Source organism: Pseudorhodoplanes sp., from assembly GCF_050250235.1.
Taxonomy (GTDB): domain Bacteria; phylum Pseudomonadota; class Alphaproteobacteria; order Rhizobiales; family Xanthobacteraceae; genus Pseudorhodoplanes.
Map to the genome: position 1 here is coordinate 41,883 of NZ_JBFWPA010000004.1, position 17,761 is coordinate 59,643.

Annotated in this window: 17 protein-coding genes; 6 read left to right on the top strand and 11 right to left on the bottom strand. The window is 64.4% G+C overall.

Annotation, left to right across the window (positions count from 1 at the left end; all coding sequences use genetic code 11):
- Nucleotides 1-25 precede the first annotated feature (25 nt).
- A complete protein-coding gene (locus AB7F49_RS03285; RefSeq protein ID WP_428520284.1) occupies nt 26-1,834 on the bottom strand; it encodes an ATP-binding protein in 1,809 nt (602 codons plus the stop codon).
- Nucleotides 1,835-1,964: 130 nt separating this feature from the next.
- Complete coding sequence (locus tag AB7F49_RS03290; RefSeq protein ID WP_428520286.1) at nt 1,965-2,495, bottom strand: L,D-transpeptidase family protein; 531 nt, start codon at nt 2,493-2,495, stop codon at nt 1,965-1,967.
- Between the two features lie 120 nt (nt 2,496-2,615).
- On the opposite strand from AB7F49_RS03290, the gene AB7F49_RS03295 reads away from it, so the two are divergent.
- Both AB7F49_RS03295 and AB7F49_RS03300 read left to right on the top strand, forming a co-directional pair.
- Nucleotides 2,616-3,302, top strand: coding sequence for a response regulator transcription factor (locus tag AB7F49_RS03295; RefSeq protein WP_428520288.1), 687 nt, complete (start codon nt 2,616-2,618; stop codon nt 3,300-3,302).
- A gap of 22 nt (nt 3,303-3,324) precedes the next feature.
- Nucleotides 3,325-3,786 carry a Crp/Fnr family transcriptional regulator gene (locus AB7F49_RS03300; protein ID WP_428520290.1) on the top strand — a complete coding sequence of 154 codons (462 nt, stop codon included), beginning with the start codon at nt 3,325-3,327 and terminating at the stop codon, nt 3,784-3,786.
- Between the two features lie 45 nt (nt 3,787-3,831).
- On the opposite strand, the gene AB7F49_RS03305 is transcribed toward AB7F49_RS03300, so the two are convergent.
- A complete protein-coding gene (locus tag AB7F49_RS03305) occupies nt 3,832-4,647 on the bottom strand; it encodes an exodeoxyribonuclease III (protein WP_428520292.1) in 816 nt (271 codons plus the stop codon).
- A gap of 46 nt (nt 4,648-4,693) precedes the next feature.
- Between AB7F49_RS03305 and AB7F49_RS03310 the strand changes: the two genes are divergently transcribed.
- Nucleotides 4,694-5,947: an NAD(P)/FAD-dependent oxidoreductase gene (locus AB7F49_RS03310; protein ID WP_428520294.1), complete on the top strand. Its 1,254-nt coding sequence runs from the start codon at nt 4,694-4,696 to the stop codon at nt 5,945-5,947.
- A gap of 3 nt (nt 5,948-5,950) precedes the next feature.
- Here AB7F49_RS03310 and AB7F49_RS03315 read toward each other — a convergent pair whose 3' ends face one another.
- From AB7F49_RS03315 to AB7F49_RS03325, 3 genes are all read right to left on the bottom strand, one after another.
- Entirely contained in the window at nt 5,951-6,733 is a 783-nt protein-coding gene (locus AB7F49_RS03315; protein ID WP_428520296.1) for an outer-membrane lipoprotein carrier protein LolA, read from the bottom strand.
- A 138-nt stretch (nt 6,734-6,871) separates the two neighbouring features.
- Nucleotides 6,872-9,307, bottom strand: a complete 2,436-nt coding sequence (locus AB7F49_RS03320; protein WP_428520297.1) for a DNA translocase FtsK — start codon at nt 9,305-9,307, stop codon at nt 6,872-6,874.
- Nucleotides 9,308-9,312: 5 nt separating this feature from the next.
- The gene (locus AB7F49_RS03325) at nt 9,313-10,542 is read right to left on the bottom strand and encodes an aminotransferase class I/II-fold pyridoxal phosphate-dependent enzyme (RefSeq protein ID WP_428520299.1); all 1,230 of its coding nucleotides are present in this window, start codon (nt 10,540-10,542) and stop codon (nt 9,313-9,315) included.
- A 246-nt stretch (nt 10,543-10,788) separates the two neighbouring features.
- Here AB7F49_RS03325 and AB7F49_RS03330 point away from each other — a divergent pair, with 246 nt between their 5' ends.
- Genes AB7F49_RS03330 through AB7F49_RS03340 form a run of 3 tightly spaced genes read left to right on the top strand, consistent with a single transcriptional unit; the run spans nt 10,789 to nt 12,504 of the window.
- Nucleotides 10,789-11,265, top strand: coding sequence for a hypothetical protein (locus tag AB7F49_RS03330; RefSeq protein ID WP_428520302.1), 477 nt, complete (start codon nt 10,789-10,791; stop codon nt 11,263-11,265).
- Nucleotides 11,266-11,275: 10 nt separating this feature from the next.
- Entirely contained in the window at nt 11,276-11,686 is a 411-nt protein-coding gene (locus AB7F49_RS03335) for a phage holin family protein (RefSeq protein ID WP_428520304.1), read from the top strand.
- Nucleotides 11,683-12,504 (top strand): hypothetical protein, encoded by an 822-nt coding sequence (locus AB7F49_RS03340; protein WP_428520306.1) that lies wholly within the window; start codon nt 11,683-11,685, stop codon nt 12,502-12,504. The genes AB7F49_RS03335 and AB7F49_RS03340 overlap by 4 nt, the downstream gene beginning before the upstream one ends.
- Nucleotides 12,505-12,620: 116 nt before the next feature.
- On the opposite strand, the gene AB7F49_RS03345 is transcribed toward AB7F49_RS03340, so the two are convergent.
- The 5 genes from AB7F49_RS03345 to tesB all read right to left on the bottom strand — a co-directional run bounded on the left by AB7F49_RS03345 (nt 12,621) and on the right by tesB (nt 17,654).
- The gene (locus AB7F49_RS03345; RefSeq protein ID WP_428520308.1) at nt 12,621-14,069 is read right to left on the bottom strand and encodes an ammonium transporter; all 1,449 of its coding nucleotides are present in this window, start codon (nt 14,067-14,069) and stop codon (nt 12,621-12,623) included.
- Nucleotides 14,070-14,098: 29 nt separating this feature from the next.
- Nucleotides 14,099-14,437: a P-II family nitrogen regulator gene (locus tag AB7F49_RS03350; protein ID WP_428520310.1), complete on the bottom strand. Its 339-nt coding sequence runs from the start codon at nt 14,435-14,437 to the stop codon at nt 14,099-14,101.
- Between the two features lie 329 nt (nt 14,438-14,766).
- Entirely contained in the window at nt 14,767-16,089 is a 1,323-nt protein-coding gene (locus AB7F49_RS03355) for an ammonium transporter (protein WP_428520312.1), read from the bottom strand.
- 173 nt (nt 16,090-16,262) lie between these two features.
- Nucleotides 16,263-16,601, bottom strand: coding sequence for a P-II family nitrogen regulator (locus tag AB7F49_RS03360; RefSeq protein ID WP_428520314.1), 339 nt, complete (start codon nt 16,599-16,601; stop codon nt 16,263-16,265).
- Between the two features lie 183 nt (nt 16,602-16,784).
- Nucleotides 16,785-17,654: an acyl-CoA thioesterase II gene (tesB, locus tag AB7F49_RS03365; RefSeq protein WP_428520316.1), complete on the bottom strand. Its 870-nt coding sequence runs from the start codon at nt 17,652-17,654 to the stop codon at nt 16,785-16,787.
- Between the last annotated feature and the right edge of the window lie 107 nt (nt 17,655-17,761).

The following is a 17,761-nucleotide window of genomic DNA, read 5'->3' on the forward strand; positions in this document are numbered from 1 at the left end:
GGAAAGCTCCCGCGTCGCGCGCCGGCTATCGCCAGGTCTTCGGCAGGTCGGCCGATCCAAGCGCAGCGCTGAGCGGCTGCTTCAGCAAGCGCGAGCGCTGCGGGTCAAGTCCGCCGGTGAGCGGAGCGGGCTGCATCGGCGGCGCGTCCTCGCGCACAAAGCCGGTATCGTAGCTGCCATCGTCCTCATACAGCTTCTGACTCATGGTCGCGCTGCGCCAGCGATCGATGACCGAGGTGATCAGGTCGAGGCCTGCATCGGCACTGGCATGCGCGCTTTTGCCGACTTCGCTGGAAGGCCGGAACTGCTCCGGCATGTTGTTGAACTTCATCTGCATCGGCAACGCGACGCCCGCGCCGAACACGAACGCCTCGCCGGTGCTCAATGACGGAACGAAGGTCAACAGGCTCGATGCCGCGTCGGAGATTGCCGACCGGATAAGCGCCTGGTCGCGGTCGTTGGCGAGTCGCATCACGAACAGCGTGTTGCATTGCGAGATGATGTTGGGATCGATCTCGCAGGGCCGCTGCGTCACGAGGCCGAGATAGACGCCGTATTTGCGGCCCTCCTTGGCGATGCGCGACAAGGCGCGCCGGGTCGGTCCGAAGCCGGTCTTGGATTCCGCGGACGAGGCATAACGATGCGCCTCCTCGCAGATGAACAGCAGCGGCGCAACGCCGTCGCTCCACAGGCCGAAATCGAATGCCATGCGGCAGAGCACGGACACGACCGAATCCACAACCTCGGCCGGGAAACCGGCAAGCTGCATCACCGTAACCGGCTTGCCATTGGCAGGCAGACGAAACAGGTTGGAGATGATCTCCGCCATGGTGTCGCCGCCGACATTGGCGTTCTCGAACATGAAGGCGTAGCGCGGGTTGTTGCGAAAGGTCTGGATCCGCTGCAGCAGCTTGTAGTGATGCGAGCGCGAGGAGCGATTCTCAAGCTTGCCCATGCGCTCGTCGATCAGGCCGATCAGATCCTCGATGCGATAGGGTGCCGGCGTATCGGCGGTGAAGCCCGCGCTCTTCGGATCGCGCCGCTTGGAGAGCATGCGCTCATTGGCGTTGCGGTATTGCAGATAGGCGCCCTTGGCGATCGGAATTACGTCGGCGAGAATCTCGACTTCCTCGTCCACCCCCGGCCGCCCGCCGAAGAACGCATCGACGGTTTCCTCGAAATTGAACAGCCAGAAGGGCAGCCGCAGATTGCGCGGATTGAGCACCTGCGCCTTGTCGCCGAAGCAGCGGCCATATTCGTTGTGCGGATCGACCAGGAAAATGCGCAGGTCCGGGCGCGCCGCCAGAACCTGCTGCAGAATGATCGCTACGCCGCTCGACTTGCCGACGCCGGTGGTGCCGAGAATGGCGAAATGCTTGTTGAGCAACTCGTCGACGTCGACCAGCGCCTTGATGGTGCTGTCCTGGCGCAGCATGCCGACATGCGCGGTTGCCCGCTTGTTACCGTAGATCAGACGCAATTCGTCATTGGTCATCAGCAGTGCCGGCTCACCGATGGTCGGGTAATCGGTGATGCCCCGCGAGAATGCCGGGACGCCGTTACGTTCCTTCATTTCTCCGAACAGATCGATATGCGCGATGCTGACGCCGCGTGCGCCGGCCTGTTCCGAGACTTCCGTGACCATGCCGATGATCACGCCGTCGCCGCTGACAATTCCGAGAAACTTCCCGACGGTCGCGCATGCCGCATCGCGAACCATGTTTCCGGCCAGTTCGATCGCAGCGCTTGATCCGCCGACCGAGCGGACATGGCCAATGATGTCGCGTTCGTACTGGGCCGGCGCAGGCTCGTTCGGCGTCTGTGTCGTATACATGCAAGGTCGCGGATGGAGGAAAGGTGCCGAAACCCTAACAGCGCGGACGTGCAATTCGATTAACAAGCGAGGAGTTGTAAAATCAGTGTTCCGGCATTGTTAATCGAAAGTGCCTGCGGGGGTCCGGCGTTTAACCAATGTGAATCCATGTCCGCGGTGACAGCCGCTCCAGCAGCCGCATCAGATCGTTGCGCCGGAGCGCGACGCAGCCGGCAGTTGGCCGGAAGCCATCGCGGGCCACATGGATGAAGACGGCGCTGCCGCGCCCGGCAATGCGGGGGCGGTCGTTATGGTCGATCTCGACAATCAGGTCGTAAAGCGCGTCGGCTCGCATCAGCCGGTCCCCGGGTTCCCCGGGCTTGCGTTCGACGGGACGATTATACCGCCGGTCCGCGGGATCTTCGCTCCAGGCGTCGTCCGGGCCGATAGGCCGCGCGGGAAGCCCGGTCCGGGGCCGGGTGATTCGATCTGCCCGCCACCAGAGGCGCTTCAGGCGGAACCGGCCCCGCGGGGTTCCACCGTCGCCTTCCCGCTTGTTGGCGAGAATCCCCGAGCGGCCCAGTGCGACCGGATAAACGGTCGCCCCGGCCCTCAAAATGCCGCGGGTTTTGCTTCCAGATCGGCTTTGGACGTGGATATGGACGAGGGGCCGGAACGGCATTGTTCACAAGGGGGGGCTAAATCGCGCATACCAACAAGGCAAGTCCCGCTTGCCCTTACAATCTCCAATGCCCTATTTCGCCATAAATCGGTAATCTCAGGGCCCTTGGGGGGCCATCATATGTCGAATGTTCGTAAGATCCTGATTGTCGACGACGACGTCGAGCTGCGAGAGACCCTGGTCGAGCAGCTCGCACTGCATGAGGAATTCGAGGCCAAGGCCGAAGACAGCGCCGCCAGGGGCATTCAGTTCGCCAAAGAGAGTCAGGTCGACCTCATCATCATGGATGTCGGGCTGCCCGACATGGATGGACGAGAGGCGGTCCGGGTGCTGCGAAAATCCGGTTTCAAGGCGCCGATCATCATGCTCACCGGCCACGATACCGATTCCGACACCATCCTTGGGCTGGAATCCGGCGCCAACGATTATGTGACCAAGCCGTTCCGCTTCGCGGTCCTGCTTGCACGCATCCGCGCACAATTGCGCCAGCATGAGGCGAGCGAGGACGCGGTCTTCACCATCGGGCCTTACAGTTTCCGCCCAAGCTCCAAGCTTCTGACCGGCCAGAAGGGCAACAAGGTCCGCCTCACCGAGAAAGAAACCGCAATCCTTCGCTATCTGTACCGTGCCGGCCAGCGCCCGGTGTCGCGCGAGACGCTGCTGCAGGAGGTCTGGGGATACAATTCCGGTGTGACCACGCATACGCTCGAAACCCACGTCTATCGTCTTCGCCAGAAGGTCGAGAAGGATGCCGCAAATCCGGCGATCCTTGTGACCGACGCCGGCGGCTACAAGCTAGTCCCCTAGGCGGCATTCAGGCCCGCCGCTCGTGAGCATCGACAACGACATCGCGATCCTGGAACAGGTGCCGATGCTCCGGGCGCTCGGGCGCGCCGCGCTCCGGTTGATCGCGCTTGGTGCGGAGACACGCGAGGTGCGGCCGGGCGAAGTCCTGTTCCGGCCGGGCGATCGGATCGACTGCGCCTATGTCGTACAGGCCGGCGTGTTCCGGCTCAGCGCCGATCCGGACCTGGCGGGCAACGGCATCGAGGCCGGGCCCGGTACGTTGCTGGGTGAATTCGCCTTGCTCGCAGAGGGAGCGCAGCCGCTCACGGCCGTCGCGCAGGATCAAGCCAGGGTGATCCGCGTTTCGCGCAGCATGTTTCTGAAAATTCTGGAAGACGATCCGTCCGTCGCGATGCGGCTGCGCGATTATGTGGCGCAGCGCGCGCGGCAATCGATCGCCGAGCTTCTGGAAGTCCGCTACGCGCTCGATCCCAACGATCAGTAGCTCGTCTGCCGGGCGCCAGGCCCTGCCTCGCGCATGCGGTGCCGGTCACAGCGCCATGGTCGCCGTCACCGGGACGTGATCGGACGGCTGCGCCCAGCCGCGCGCCTCCTTGGCGATGCGAATCTCCGACACGCGATCCATCAGGGCGGGGGAGATCCACATGTGATCGAGCCTGCGGCCCTTGTCCGCGGCCTTCCAGTCCGGCGAGCGATAGCTCCACCACGTGTAAAGCTTCGTCGGTTCCGGCACGAATTCGCGCATCGCATCGACCCAGCCGCCGGCGGTCTGTGCGGCGTTGAGCTTCTCGGTCTCGATCGGCGTATGCGACACCACGTCGAGGAGCTGGCGGTGGCTCCATACGTCATGCTCGCGCGGCGCCACATTGAGATCGCCGACCAGGATCGCGCGCGCATGGCCGTTGACATGCACGTCCCTGCATTCGCGCATCTCGTCGAGAAAGGACAGCTTGTGCCTGAATTTCGGATTGAGCGCGGGATCCGGCAGGTCGCCGCCGGCGGGCACGTAGAGATTGTGCACGATCACCGGATCTTTCAGCCCGGCCCTTTCGCCCAGCGTGACGGAGATGTGCCGCGAGTCATTGACGCCGCAGAAGCCGCGCTTGCTGGTCTCGTCGAAGGGCAGGCGCGAGAGCACGACCACGCCGTGATAGCCCTTCTGGCCATTCATCGCGACATGCTCGTAACCCAGACGCTTGAACCGCTTGAGCGGAAACTTGTCGTCCGGGCACTTGGTTTCCTGCAGGCACAGGATGTCCGGCCGCACCGCCTTGATGAATTTCGCCACAAGATCGATGCGAAACCGCACCGAATTGACATTCCAGGTCGTGATCTTCAACGTCATGCCCAAGTCTTAAGTGCCTCCGCACGGAAATTCCAGACAGGCGGGAATGGCTGTGGGCAGCGAAACATCACGACCCCGCGTGATCATCGTCGGCGGCGGCTTTGCCGGGCTCGCGACGGCCAACGCGCTGGCCCGCGCGCCTGTGGATATCGTTCTGGTCGACCGGCAGAATCATCACTGTTTCCAGCCGCTGCTCTATCAGGTCGCGACCGCGGCTTTATCACCGGCCGATATCGCCTGGCCGATCCGCGCCATCCTGAGCCGGCAGGAGAACCTCCGCGTGGTGATGGCGAGGGTCACCGCAGTCGATACCGAAGCGCAGACGGTGCAGGCCGATGCGCTGACCCTGCCATACGATTATCTCGTTCTCGCCAGCGGCGTGACCCATGCCTATTTCGGCCATGACGAATGGGAGGGAGCGGCGCCGGGCCTGAAGCAGCTCGAAGATGCCCGGGAAATCCGCGCGCGCTTCCTGCTTGCCTTTGAACGCGCTGAAGTCGCGGAGGACGAGGCGGCGCAACGCAGGCACCTGACCTTCGTCGTGGTTGGCGGCGGCCCGACCGGCGTCGAGATGGCGGGCGCCATGGCCGAGGTCGCCCATGAGACGCTGCGCGCGGATTTCCGCCGCATCGATCCCAGGAGGTCGCGCATCGTGCTGATCGAGGCCGGCCCGCGCATCCTGCCGGCGCTGCCGGACAATCTGTCGAATTACGCGAAGTCCGCGCTGGAACGCATGGGCGTGGAAGTGATGACCCATACGCGCGTGACCGATTGCACGCGCAACGGCGTGGCGGTCGATGCCGGTGCGCCGATCGAAGCTTCCACCATCGTCTGGGCCGCGGGCGTGGTTGCGTCACCCGCCGCGCAATGGATCGGCGCCGCGCATGACCGTGCCGGCCGCATCACCGTGAATGCGGACCTGTCGGTGCCGGGCCATCCGAATGTGTTTGCCGCCGGCGATCTCGCTTCGGTGCCGAACGTTCCCGGCATCGCGCCGGCCGCAAAGCAGATGGGCAGATATATCGGGCGGCTGATCGCTTCACGCGCGAAAGGGCAGGACGCGCCGAAGCCGTTCCACTATTACCATGCCGGCGACCTCGCCGCGATCGGCCGGCGTGCGGCGGTGGTGAAGATCGGACGTTTCGAGCTCACCGGCTTTCTCGGCTGGATGTTCTGGGGCGTCGCCCACATCTATTTTCTGATCGGGCTGCGCAACCGATTCGTGGTCGCGATCACCTGGCTATGGAGCTGGCTGACCTTCCGCCGCGGCGCAAGGCTGATCTCGGCGGACGAGGAATGACCGCTATTGCAGCATCCGTTCGTAATTGATCTTGAACAGCGCCGGATCCGGTTTCTTGGTCATGTCGAGATTGTAGATCGCGACCGTGGTATCGAAGCCCTGCGGGTCGGTGACGGTCCATTGCTTCAGCGTCAGATCCTTGGCGTCGAACATCAGCATCAGTTTGTGCTTGCCGCCGAGCGTCTGCTTTTCCTCGATCACGACGGTCGAGAAAATGTCGTCGGAATACACGCTGACGACATTGGTGTCGCGCAGCAGGTCCACCTTGTCGGCCAGCAGGAAACGCAGCGGCGTCTGGCCGAGCGGGTAGAGGTCCTGGGTTGCAAGCCGGCGGTCGCGCACCACGAGCGAGGTGCCGTCGGCAATCAGCTGGATCGGGCTCGGGTCCTCGTATTCGAAGCGGAGCTTGCCGGGCTTCTGCAGGTAGAGTTCCCCCTGGGTCTTGCGGCCGTCCGGCCCGACCTGCACGAATTTGCCGACCACTTGGCGCATTCCGGAAAGGTAATTCGAGATGCGGTCGACCAGCGCGCGCTGGCTGCCGTCGAATGCCGTGGTCTCGCCCGGCTTGCCGGCCGGGGCATTTGGACGCACCGGTGCCGGCGCCGGTGCCAGCATGCCCGGCGGGGTCGGGCGCTGCGCCTGGGCGATCGTCATCAGCTCGGATTTCGCGAGCGGTGCCGGCCGCGGCAACGGAACGGCCTGCGCCCGTGCGCCGGACCCGCTTGCGAGGCCTGCGATCAGGCCGGCCAGCATGAAAGCGCAGAGTTTGGGCAGCGTTCGCGTCATACGTCACTCCGTTGCAAGCGGCGCGTTTCCCCGGCGCTCGTTGCGGCCCCTTCCGAGTTAATCGGCACAGGGCCGATTCTCAATAGAGCGTGTTGCCATTCCGGTTCCCGCGGTTCCGGATTGGCCTGAACCGGCAGTCTAGCCGAAGCGGCTGGCACCTTCCTCGATCAAGATTTCACGTTTTCCGGCGTGATTGGGCTGTCCGACCACGCCTTCCTGCTCCATCCGCTCCATCAGCGAGGCGGCGCGATTATAGCCGATCTGGAGCCTTCGCTGAATGTAGCTGGTGGAGGCTTTGCGGTCGCGCAGCACCACGTCGACCGCCTGCTGGTAGAGGTCCTTTTCCGCGCCCATGCCGGTCGCATCGAACACCGCGCCATCCTCATCCTCGGCTTCGTCGCGCGTGACCTCTTCGAGATATTGCGGGACGCCCTGCGATTTGAGGTGCCGCACGACTTTCTCGACCTCGTCGTCCGCCACGAACGGTCCGTGCACGCGGCTGATGCGGCCCCCGCCCGCCATGTAGAGCATGTCGCCCTGGCCGAGCAGCTGCTCGGCGCCCTGCTCGCCGAGAATGGTGCGGCTGTCGATCTTCGACGTCACCTGGAAAGAGATGCGGGTCGGGAAATTCGCCTTGATGGTACCGGTGATGACGTCGACCGAGGGTCGCTGCGTCGCCAGCACTACATGGATGCCCGCAGCGCGCGCCATTTGCGCCAGACGCTGGATCGCGCCTTCGATGTCCTTGCCGGCGACCATCATCAGGTCGGCCATCTCGTCGACAATCACCACGAGATACGGAAGCTCCTCGAATTCGAGATCCTCCTTCTCGTAAATGGCCTCGCCGGTTTCCTTGTCGTATCCGGTATGCACGGTGCGCGACAGCACCTCGCCCTTGGCCTTGGCCTCGTTGACGCGCGTGTTGTAGCCGTCGATGTTTCGCACGCCGAGCTTCGACATTTTCTTGTAGCGTTCTTCCATCTCGCGCACGGCCCATTTCAGCGCGACGACGGCCTTCTTCGGATCGGTGACGACCGGCGTCAGCAGATGCGGGATGCCGTCATAGACGGAGAGTTCGAGCATCTTCGGATCGATCATGATCAGGCGGCATTGATCGGGCCGCAGCTTGTACAGAAGCGACAGCAGCATGGTGTTGATCGCGACCGACTTGCCGGAGCCGGTGGTGCCCGCGATCAGGAGATGCGGCATGCGCGCGAGATCGACCACCACCGGCTCGCCGCCGATGGTCTTGCCGAGGCAGAGCGGCAGCTTGGCCGGCGTATTGTTGTATTCCGACGCCGCCAGCATCTCGCGGAAATAGACCTTCTCGCGAAACTCGTTCGGCAGTTCGATGCCGATGGCGTTGCGGCCGGGCACCACCGCGACGCGCGCGGACACCGCGCTCATCGAGCGGGCGATGTCGTCGGCCAGGCCGATCACGCGCGACGACTTGATGCCGGGCGCGGGCTCGAGTTCGTACAGCGTCACCACCGGGCCCGGGCGCGCGTTGATGATCTCGCCCTTGACGCCGAAATCTTCCAGCACGCTTTCCAGCGCCTCGGCCTGTTCCTCGATCTCCTCGGTGCTCTGCGTCGCCCGATCGCTCGCCTTGGGCTGGGCCAGCAGATTGAGGGGCGGCAGCACGAAAGCTCCCGAACGGCGCGTCTTCGGCTGGGGCTGCACGCGGGCCTTCTTGGGCGCCGGCGCTACGGGCTCGTCCTCGAACGGTTCCTCGTCTCCGATTGCGTCATCCTCGTCCGGTTCGGACTCGGGACGTTGCATGCGCGGTTCCGCATGCCTTGGTCCGGGGCCCGGCCGCGCGGGACGCAGCGCAATCTCCTCGTCGCCGGACAGCCGACGTCGGATGAACAGCGATAGCCGTGCCTTGGCGCTGAGCAAGGTGTGGACGAGCCATCCGATCGAGATCGAGGCGCGCTCTTCTTCGTCCTCGAATTCCTCGGCCTCCCGATGAATGTCGTTCACCAGATCGCCGCTTCGGCGAAGGCCAAATCCCAGCACGATCGCAATCGCCACCAGCGCCGCAATCCCGATGACGCTGGCCAGCACGGCGCGGCTCGTGCCCGACAGCGCTCCACCCAGCACCAGCAGCGGCGCCTTCAGGATGGCGTCGCCGGTTACGCCGCCCATTCCGGCAGGAAGTGGCCAGCCGATGGTGCGCGGCAGGCAGGATGCGAAAGCCGATGCGAGCAGCATTCCCGCAATCCAGAAGACGAGTCGCGTCCATCGGCGGCCGGGTGCGCGATGGGTCAAAAGCCGCCATCCCCACATCGCGACCGGCAGCACCAGCATGATCGATGCAAGACCGAAAAGCTGGATCGACAGATCGGCGAACACTGCGCCGCTTCTCCCGAGCCAATTGCGGACGCCTGCGTCGGTGGCGTGACTGAGACTCGGATCCTGCACCGACCAGGTGGCGAGAGCGATTGTCATCAGCAATGCGATGGCCAGCAGGGCCATGCCGAACATCTCGCCGATGCGCCGGCGGATCGCACCGCGCAGATCGTCGGAAAGAAAATCGAACCGGTCGAGACCGCGCTGACTGATGGCTGGCATTGGCGCTATCCGAGAACGGCCACGAGGCGATGCAGCGCCTCGGCGGTGGTTGCGTTGTCATGCACCATGGCGACGCGAATATAGTCGCGGCCCGGATTGCTGCCGTCGCTCTCCGTGAAGGATGCGTATTCGCCCGGAAGCACGCGCACGCCGGCTTCGCGCCAGAGCCGCTCGGCTGCCTTCACGCTGCCGCCTTGCGCCGACACGTCGAGCCAAAGGAAAAAGCCGCCGGGCGGACGCTTGTAGCCGTATCGGTCGCCGACGATCTGGTCGGCGAGATCGAATTTGCGCTCATAGGCATTTCGGTTCTCGATCACGTGGGACTCGTCGTCGAGCGCCGCAGCGGCGACGGCCTGCGCCGGCATTGGCACCTGCGGCGCCGAATTGTTGCGATATTCGAGAAAGCGCGCGAGAAACGCCCTGTCACCGGCGGTGAAGCCGACGCGCAGGCCGGGCAGGTTGGAGCGCTTGGACAGCGAATTGAAGGCAATGGCATTGGCATAGTCCGGTCCGGCGACTTCGAGAATGCCGGCCGGCTTTTCGCCGAAATAGATTTCCGAATAGCATTCGTCCGAGAACACCATGAAATCATGCTTGCGCGCGAGCCCGATCAGGCGCGCGAGATAATCGCGGCTGGCTACCGAGCCCTGGGGATTGGCGGGGGAGGCGATGTAGAACGCGATGGTGCGCGCGAGCAGCGAATCGTCGAGCGAACCGAGATCGGGGAGGAATCCGCTCGCGGCGGTTGCCGGCATGTACACCGTCTCGCCATGCGCGGCGGAGGTGCCGGCCGAATAGGCGCCGTAGCAGGGATTGGGCACGAGGATGGCGGGCTTTCCGGCACGCGGCGCGGCATTGCGGGCGGCAGCGAGCGCAGCAAGGAACAGGCCTTCGCGGGTGCCGTTCAGCACCAGTACTTCGGTCTCCGGATCGATGGGGCGCGGCAGGTCGAACCGGCGACCGAGCCAGCCTGCCACAGACTTGCGGAACAGTTCGGTGCCCTTGTTGGCCGGATAGCGGCCGAGATCGGCGATGTGCTTCGCGAAAACCGGTCCGGCAAAGGCCGGCACCGGGTGCTGGGGCTCGCCCACTGCGCAGTTGATGGGCGTTTTGCCGGGCGCAATGGGCGCGAGCAGGTCGTTCAGGCGCGCGAAAGCCGACCGATCTTGCGTGCGCGGATCGGCCGTCCGCGCGGACGACGGGGGCTGTTCGCGTTCGGCGGCATTCATGAACATCACGCGCATTTCGGCCGGATTACTTGATGCTGAGCGAGCCTAGGCCGCGCTGGTTAAGGTCCAATTAACCATCGGTCGTGAGGCCGCGGCTTGTATCGCTCTTGAAGCTGTCGGAGGGCGGTGCGCGGAGCGGCCGAATTTCTGCGCCACGCCGGAACCGGTACGCGTTCCTGCCGTTGGACTCGCACAAGCCTTCGAAAACCGGCGAAACGGCGGCGACCCACGCGCCGCGCAGAGGTCACAACCATGAGCGAAGCCTATCAGCGCGGCGCCAACCGCAATTCGGGGTCGGATTCCGGCAGGAGCTACGAAGCCGCCGATGCCGGCAGGAACCGCTCTTCCAATGGCGGCAGGAATTCATTCGGCGGCACCAGGGAAAAGCTCAAGGGCTTTGCCAACGCTCAGAAGGATGCCGGCCTCGATCAGGTCGAGAGCCTCGCGGAGGCTACGCACAAGGCGGCAGAATCCCTTGATGGCAAGAATACCGGGATTGCCGGGTTGTTGCATGAGGCCGCCGACGGCCTCGACCGGATGTCGCAGAGCTTTCGGGATCGCGACGTCGACGAAATTTACGGTTCGCTCCACGCTTTCGCCCGGCGCCAGCCGCTGACCTTTATGGTGGGCAGCTTCGCCGCCGGATTGTTCCTCGCACGATTTCTGAAGACCTCTGACGAGCAGGCCCGCCGCGCGGAGCCGCCCTATCACCGCTCGCCCAGCCTGTAGGGGACTTTTCATGGACGATATGACACGGGATACCACGATGCGGCGGCGCTTGCCCGATCTGTTCGGCGACGTGGTCGCGGACGGAACGGCGCTGTTTCGCAGCGAAGTGCGGCTGGCGCGCGCGGAAGTCAGTGACAAGATCAACCAGCTGACGCGCGGTCTCACCATGCTGGTGATTGGTGCTGTGCTTCTGATCCCGGCGCTGGTCGTATTGATGACTGCACTCGTTGCCGCGCTGGTCGAGCAGGGAACCGAGCCCACGCTGGCCGCCGCGATCGTCGGAGGCGTCGCACTGGTCCTGGGCATGGTGCTCATGCTTGTCGGGATGCGCAGCTTCAGGTCGGAGAATCTGGTTCCGCGCGCCACCATCCAGCAATTGCAGAATGACGCGTCCCTCGCGAAACAACAGGTGCGGACATGACGAAAGGCCAGGCGGCTCAGGCCGAGCGCGATGCGGAGCACGCGCGCGCAAATCTCGAAGGCTCGCTGGACCGTCTTCGTTCACGGCTGACGCCGGGAAGCATGCTGGACGAAGGGCTGAGCCTGGTCCGCGACGGCGGTGTCGCGCAGTTCGGCCGCAATCTCGGGCGGCAGGCCAAGGCCAATCCGCTGCCGATCGCCTTGGTGGGTGCGGGCCTCGCCTGGCTGATGCTCGCCCGGCGCGAGCGGCCGGTCCATGAAATCGAATACGAACACAATGACCGGTCGCGCGACGGGGGTCCGTCCACGACCGAGGCGTTTGCCGATGGCGCGTCCCGCGCCGCTGCCCGGATGACTGGTGGAATGCACGCGGCGCAAGCACGCGCCGGCGAGGCTTACGATGCGGCAGCCGACGCAGCGGCGGATGCCTCCGATCAGGTTCGGCACGCCACCGATGCGACGATGCAGCGTGCTGCGCGGTTGCAGAAGGCGGCGGGCGATCGCATCACGACATTGATGCGCGAGCAGCCGCTTGTGCTTGGCGCTCTCGGCCTGGCGCTCGGCGCTGCGATCGGTGCCGCGCTGCCGCGTACCGACGCGGAGGATCGGGTCATGGGTGCCGCCAGCGATCAGGTCAAGGCCGGTGCACTGGATGCCATGCAGGAGCAGGCCGGCAAGGCCGCGCAGGTTGCGGAGCGCGTGTACGACAGTGCCGTGCAGGAAGGCGAGAAAGCAGCAGCCGACGCCGGCTGGGTGGAGCCGTCGCAGGACAAGCCTGCGGAATTCAACGCGCCGCAAAAACCCGCCACGGCGGGCTGACGCGACCCGAACTACGACTCACCAGAACGAAAGAGGCCCCGGTCTTACGACCGGAGCCTCCATTCGGCGAAGGGACGGTGCCGGGTATACGCCCCGCCGCACGACTCTTCGAGCGCTTACATGTTGTAGGCGCGCTCTCCGTGTTCGGTGAGATCGAGGCCCTCGCGCTCCTTGTCGACGGTGGCGCGCAAGCCAACGATGATGCTGATGACGAACAGGATGATTGCGGTGCCGACGCCCGACCACACGATCGTCAGCAGCACGCCCTTGGTCTGGGCGAGCATCTGGGTCGCGAAGTCGTATTCCGCGACCTTGCCGGTGACGTAGTCGAAGATGCCGGTTCCGCCGAGCGCTGGGCTCACCAGGATGCCGGTGCCGAGCGCGCCGACGATGCCGCCGACGGCATGAACGCCGAACACATCGAGCGCGTCGTCGTAGCCGAACATGTGCTTGATGGCCGAGCAGAAGAACAGGCACACCACGCCGGATACGAGGCCGAGCACGATCGCGCCGACCGGGCCGGCGAAGCCCGCCGCCGGTGTTACAGCGACAAGGCCGGCGACCGCGCCGGTCACGATCCCGAGGAGCGACGGCTTGCCCTTCACCAGCCACTCCGCGAACATCCAGGACAGCGCGGCGCCGCAGGTTGCGACGAAGGTGTTGACCATCGCCAGTGCGGCGGTGCCGGTGGCTTCGAGGTTGGAGCCGACGTTGAAGCCGAACCAGCCGACCCACAGCAGCGAGCCGCCGATCATGGTCATGACCATCGAATGCGGAGGCATCAGTTCCTTGCCATAGCCGGTGCGCTTGCCGACCATGATGGCGCCGACCAGACCGGCGATGCCGGCATTGATATGCACCACGGTGCCGCCGGCGAAGTCGATCGCGCCCCAGGAGAAAATCTTGCCGGCATCGGCGAGGACTTCATCGAGTGCGGCCTGCGCCTTCGCCTTGGCAGCATCGTCCGCTGCAGCAGCGACGGCCTTGGCGGCGGTGTCGATGGCGTCCGGACCGGCCCAGTACCATACCATGTGCGCGATCGGGAAGTAGATGAAGGTCACCCAAAGCGGCAGCAGCAGCGCCACCGCCGAGAACTTCATGCGTTCGGCAAACGCGCCGACCATCAGCGCCGGCGTGATCATGGCGAAGGTCATCTGGAAGGCGATATAGGCATATTCCGATACGCTGGCGCCGACCGAGAAGGTGCCGGCCATCGAGTCGGTGGTCACGCCCGAGAGGAACGCTTTCGAGAAGCCGCCGATCCACTCGGAGCCGCCGGTGAATGAAAGACTGTAGCCATAGACGACATAGATGATGCCGACGATGCAGACCGAATAGAACACGTGCATCAGCACCGACAGCATGTTCTTCGTGCGCACGAGTCCGCCATAGAACAATGCGAGGCCGGGGATCGTCATCAGCAGGACGAGCGCCGCCGAGGTCATCACCCAGGCGTTGTCTCCCTTGTTGACGGTCGGTTCCGCGAAGGCCGCGGTTGCCACGAGCGACGCTGCGGCCGCAAGGGCGGCAGTCCGTCCGGCTCGGGATGGAAACTTGAACGACATAGTGAGGCTCCTGTCCGAGTGCATTCGGTTTAGAGGGCGGAGGCGTCTGTTTCGCCGGTGCGGATGCGCACCGCGCTCTCCAGGTTGAGGACGAAGATCTTGCCGTCTCCGATCTGGCCGGTCTTGGCCGCGCCGGTGATGGTCTCGATGACTTTGTCGACCTGGTCAGTAGCGACTGCGACCTCGACCTTGAGCTTCGGCAGGAAGCTCACGGCGTATTCGGTGCCGCGGTAGATTTCAGTGTGCCCCTTTTGACGCCCGTATCCCTTGACCTCAGTGACGGTCATGCCGTGCACCCCGATCGCGGTCAGGGCGTCGCGGACCTCGTCGAGCTTGAATGGCTTGATAACGGCCATGACGATTTTCATTTGGTTCGATCCCCGTTGTCCCGGAGCTTGCGTGTCGCTCCAGGCTGTCTCACTCGGGATCCGGCAGGCATGGTTGTGCCCCCGCAAGCCAGTTCCCGGCGGACAGGGAATCAAACCCCGTGCCACTTCGCCGCAAGGGTCCTAACAGCCTGATTTGATGAGGAAATTGCTGGGAGTGGAATGGCCGCGAAACGCGCCTTGGGTTGCTGCGCACAAAGGGACGCCATGAGTGCCTAGCAAACAGTCAGGTGCCTTTGTGCGAGTCGCCTGAAATACAAAGCCCGGCCGAAGCCGGGCTTTGCTGAGGTATTGCGATCGGCTCAACGCACCTATTGAAGGGCTTCCCCGTGCTGGGTGATGTCGAGCCCCTCGACTTCCTGCTGCTGGGTAACGCGCAGCGGAACCAGGAAGCTGATGATCTTGAGCAGGACGAAAGTGACCACGCCGCACCAGATCAGCGTGACGGCAATTCCGTAGAGCTGCGTCAGGACCTGTCCGGGATTGCCCTCCAGCAATCCGGAAATGCCGGGCGCATCCGCCGTCGCGGAGACGGCCGCCACCGCGAACACGCCGGTCAGCAGCGTGCCGGTCAGACCGCCGACGCCGTGCACGCCGAACACGTCCAGCGAATCGTCGTAACCGAGTTTCAGCTTGAGCCAGGTGCAGGCCCAGAAGCAGACCGCGCCGGCAATCACGCCGATGACAATGCCCTGCATCGGCATCACGAAGCCCGCCGCCGGCGTGATGGTGCCGAGGCCGGCGATCGCGCCGGAGATCATGCCGAGCACCGATGGCTTGCCGCGGGTCCACCATTCCAGAAACATCCAGGCCAGCGCACCCGCGCAGGCGGCCAGATGGGTTACCACGATTGCCATCGCGGCGCGCCCGCCCGCCGAGAGCGCCGAGCCGCCGTTGAAGCCGAACCATCCGACCCACAGCATGCCGGTTCCGATCACCGCGAGAGCGAGATTGAACGGCGCGAGATTTTCCGAACCATAGCCGCGGCGCGTACCCAGCATCAGCGCGGCGACGAGACCGGCGACACCGCAATTCAGATGCACCACGAGGCCGCCGGCGAAATCCAGAACGCCGGCGCTGCCGAGGAATCCGCCGCCCCAGACCCAATGCGCGATCGGCACATAGACGAACAGGAACCACAGCACGCAGAACCACACGAAGGCGGAGAACCGCATGCGATCGGCGACCGCCCCGGAGACCAGCGCGACGGTGATGATCGCGAAGGTCATCTGGTAGAGCATGAACAGCGCTTCCGGGATGGTCTTTGCCAGCGGATGCGTCGTCTCCATGCCGATCCCGTTCAGAAAGGCCCGGCTGAAGGTGCCGATCATCGGCCCGTCGCCGCCGAACACCAGCGAATAGCCGACGATCGCCCACAACACCGACACGATCATCACCGCGACCAGGCTCTGCGCCATGGTGGCCAGCACGTTCTTCTTGCGCACCATGCCTGCATAGAACAGCGCGAGTCCCGGAAGCGTCATCATCAGGACCAGTGCGGTCGCGGTCATGATCCATGCGGTGTCGCCGGGATCGATCTTTGCCGGTGTTTGCGCAATGGCGATTGTTGTTGAGCAAGGGACAAGCATCAGGCTTGCGATCGCTGCCGCGATCCGCCGCGAAGGCGTCGTCATGGTCGTTTCCCCCAGTCTATCCGCGCGTTCTCGCGCGGCCGTTTCTCGAAGCGGTACCGTTTGCTCCGCTCATTCCCGCGAAGGCGGGAATCCAGTCTTGTTATTGTCTGGGTCCCCGCCTTCGCGGGAACGAGCGGATGGATCGAGATTTTCGAAGTATTCGTGCGCGCCCGTTACAGCGCGTCGTTGTCGGTCTCGCCGGTGCGGATGCGCAGCGCGCGGTCGATCGGGGTGACGAAAATCTTCCCGTCGCCGATCTGGCCGGTCTTGGCGGATTGCGTGACGGCATCGATCACCTTGTCGACCCGGTCGGTCGGGACCGCGATTTCAAGCCGCACCTTGGGCAGGAAATGCACCGCGTATTCGGCGCCGCGATAAATCTCGGTATGGCCCTTCTGGCGGCCATATCCCTTCACCTCGGTCACGGTCATGCCGTGGATGCCCACCGAGGTCAGCGCGTCGCGCACGTCCTCAAGCTTGAACGGCTTGATGATCGCAATGACCAGTTTCATGGAAGGAGCCCCTGTTGGCCGCGAGCAATGCTCTCGTGCCCGTCATCTTTGCGGCCCGCCCGGCATGAGCTCCGGCCGCTCAACTGCGCAGATTATCGGCAAGTCGTGCAAAGATTAAGCGGAGAATGGGGCGCTCCGGGACTTTCCTCGCCAGGCTTGTGGGCAGATGCGCGCTCCGTGGTCCTATCGCTGCTCCGGCCGCCGCAGCCGGACCAGCCCCTCCTGCGCGACCGATGCCACCAGCGTGCCGTCGCGCTGGAAGATCAGTCCGCGAGACAGCCCGCGCGACCCGTGAAGGTTCGGCGAATCCTGTGAATAAAGCAGCCATTCGTCGGCCCGAAACGGCCGGTGCAGCCACAGGGCATGGTCCAGGCTCGCGCCCATGAAATCCTTCTCGAACAGCGTGCGGCCGAGCGGCACCAGCGCGGTATCGAGCAGCGTCATGTCCGAGGCATAGGCCAGCACGCATTGGTGGATCGCCGGATCGTCGGGCAGCGGCCCGGTGGTTCTGATCCAGACATTGAAGGTTCCGGTTGCCGGCTTGCGGCCGAGATAATGTCCGTAATCGATCAGGCGCAATTCGATCGGCCGCTCGCGCTTGTAATAGCGCTGCACCTGTTCCGGCAGCGTTGGGAGAATGTCGCGCAGGATGACTTGCTCGTCCGGCAGCGATTCCGGGGCCGGCACGTCCGGCATGATCATCTGGTTGGCGAGTCCCTCCTCATTGTTGTGAAAGGACACGATCATGATGAAGATCGGTCGGCCGTGCTGGATCGCCTTCACGCTGCGGGTGGTGAAGCTCCTGCCATCGCGGGTGCGCTCGACCTCGTAGACGATTGGAACCTTGGGGTCGCCCGGCAGCACGAAATAGGCGTGCATCGAATGCGCGGTGATGCCTTCGACCGTGCGGCTGGCGGCGACCAGGGACTGCCCGATCACCTGCCCGCCGAACACCCGCGGCCAGCCGGTTTGCGGCGAACGGCCGCGGAACAGGTTGACCTCCAGCGGTTCGAGGTCGAGAACCTCAAGAAGAGCCGATACGGCGGCGGACATGAAAAAGCTCTTTACTGGCGATGTCATTCCGGGGCGCTTGCCACAATGCGTCTAAGACGCGCGCGAACGCGCTCATCGCGTGTCGCAGACGCCCGTAAACGCGCTGA

Excerpts from the sequence above, each read along its gene's own strand:
- AB7F49_RS03320 (WP_428520297.1), bottom strand. The coding sequence starts at position 9,307 with ATGCCAGCCATCAGTCAGCGCGGTCTCGACCGGTTCGATTTTCTTTCC.
- AB7F49_RS03315 (WP_428520296.1), bottom strand. The coding sequence starts at position 6,733 with ATGACGCGAACGCTGCCCAAACTCTGCGCTTTCATGCTGGCCGGCCTG.
- AB7F49_RS03360 (WP_428520314.1), bottom strand. The coding sequence starts at position 16,601 with ATGAAACTGGTCATTGCGATCATCAAGCCGTTCAAGCTTGAGGACGTG.
- AB7F49_RS03345 (WP_428520308.1), bottom strand. The coding sequence starts at position 14,069 with ATGTCGTTCAAGTTTCCATCCCGAGCCGGACGGACTGCCGCCCTTGCG.
- AB7F49_RS03330 (WP_428520302.1), top strand. The coding sequence starts at position 10,789 with ATGAGCGAAGCCTATCAGCGCGGCGCCAACCGCAATTCGGGGTCGGAT.
- tesB (WP_428520316.1), bottom strand. The coding sequence starts at position 17,654 with ATGTCCGCCGCCGTATCGGCTCTTCTTGAGGTTCTCGACCTCGAACCG.
- AB7F49_RS03340 (WP_428520306.1), top strand. The coding sequence starts at position 11,683 with ATGACGAAAGGCCAGGCGGCTCAGGCCGAGCGCGATGCGGAGCACGCG.
- AB7F49_RS03310 (WP_428520294.1), top strand. The coding sequence starts at position 4,694 with ATGGCTGTGGGCAGCGAAACATCACGACCCCGCGTGATCATCGTCGGC.
- AB7F49_RS03335 (WP_428520304.1), top strand. The coding sequence starts at position 11,276 with ATGGACGATATGACACGGGATACCACGATGCGGCGGCGCTTGCCCGAT.
- AB7F49_RS03305 (WP_428520292.1), bottom strand. The coding sequence starts at position 4,647 with ATGACGTTGAAGATCACGACCTGGAATGTCAATTCGGTGCGGTTTCGC.
- AB7F49_RS03325 (WP_428520299.1), bottom strand. The coding sequence starts at position 10,542 with ATGTTCATGAATGCCGCCGAACGCGAACAGCCCCCGTCGTCCGCGCGG.
- AB7F49_RS03295 (WP_428520288.1), top strand. The coding sequence starts at position 2,616 with ATGTCGAATGTTCGTAAGATCCTGATTGTCGACGACGACGTCGAGCTG.
- AB7F49_RS03285 (WP_428520284.1), bottom strand. The coding sequence starts at position 1,834 with ATGTATACGACACAGACGCCGAACGAGCCTGCGCCGGCCCAGTACGAA.
- AB7F49_RS03350 (WP_428520310.1), bottom strand. The coding sequence starts at position 14,437 with ATGAAAATCGTCATGGCCGTTATCAAGCCATTCAAGCTCGACGAGGTC.
- AB7F49_RS03355 (WP_428520312.1), bottom strand. The coding sequence starts at position 16,089 with ATGACGACGCCTTCGCGGCGGATCGCGGCAGCGATCGCAAGCCTGATG.
- AB7F49_RS03290 (WP_428520286.1), bottom strand. The coding sequence starts at position 2,495 with ATGCCGTTCCGGCCCCTCGTCCATATCCACGTCCAAAGCCGATCTGGA.